The sequence below is a fragment of the Thermogutta sp. genome, assembly GCF_014359955.1.
Classification (GTDB): domain Bacteria; phylum Planctomycetota; class Planctomycetia; order Pirellulales; family Thermoguttaceae; genus Thermogutta.
Genome location: NZ_JACIYL010001063.1, coordinates 1 through 1,188, shown reverse-complemented (window position 1 = coordinate 1,188; position 1,188 = coordinate 1). Strand labels below are relative to the sequence as shown.

At 59.2% G+C, this 1,188-nt stretch carries 1 protein-coding gene; it reads left to right on the top strand.

The genetic code is table 11. The features are described from left to right. Positions 1-1,188, top strand: a 1,188-nt coding sequence (locus H5U08_RS19380; RefSeq protein ID WP_297037001.1) for a DUF1549 domain-containing protein, incomplete at both ends; no start/stop codon positions are given.

Below are 1,188 nucleotides of genomic sequence, written 5' to 3'. Positions count from 1 at the left end.
GACCGGATGCAGCGGCCCGTCAGGCAGACCTGCGGCTGGACCTTCCCGAGGGCGTGTTCGGTTCTGCGGACTCGCCTGGGGTGGTGGTCCCGGGGAAAAAGGAGGAGAGCGAGCTCTATCTGCGGATTTCGGCAGAAGATCCCGATGAGAGGATGCCACCTCCAAGCAGCGGGAAGGAGCTGACGCGGGAACAAATTGAACTTATTGGTCGGTGGATTGACAGCGGCGCCAGATGGCAGCCGCACTGGGCTTTTGTAACGCCCCAGCGACCGTCTCTTCCCGATGTTTCACGGCCGGAGTGGTGTCGCAACCCCATCGACCGGTTTATCCTTGCGCGACTGGAAAAAGAGGGACTTTCTCCCTCTGAGGAAGCAGACAAAGTCACGCTTCTGCGCAGGGTGACGTACGACCTGACGGGCCTTCCGCCGACACCGGAAGAGGTGGACCAGTTCCTTCAGGACGATTCTCCCGATGCTTACGAAAAAGTTGTCGATCGTCTTCTCGCGTCACCACATTTCGGAGAGCATCGGGCACGCTACTGGTTGGATGTCGCCCGGTATGGCGACACGCATGGGCTGCATCTGGATAACTACCGTTCCATCTGGCCGTATCGGGATTGGGTGATCAAGGCCTTTAACGAGAACAAGCCTTACGACCAGTTCATCATCGAGCAACTGGCCGGAGACCTGTTGCCCAACGCGACGCTCGATCAAAAGGTGGCGTCGGGCTTCAATCGCTGCAATGTGACAACCAGTGAGGGCGGGGCTATCGACGCAGAGTTTCTCGTCCGCTATGCCGTGGACCGCACGAGCACGATGGGGACGGCCTTCATGGGGTTGACGGTTGGCTGCGCGGTCTGCCACGACCACAAGTACGACCCCATCACCCAAAAAGACTTTTACCGGATGTATGCGTATTTTTACAGCATGGCTGATCCGGCCATGGACGGAAACAGCGACCGGACCCCGCCGATCGTGAGTCTCCCCACGCCAGAGCAGGCCACCCAAAAAGCGGCCCTGGAAGATCAACTGGCGGCCATTCAAAAGGAGATTCGTGAGGAGCTGGAGAAAGTCGATTACCAGGATCCGGGCGACGGGGAATCCGGATCTGCGTCCGGTCCGAAGGAGATCGTGTGGATTGATGATGAGGTGCCGTCGGGCGCTCAGTTGTCGGCGGATGGACATCCCT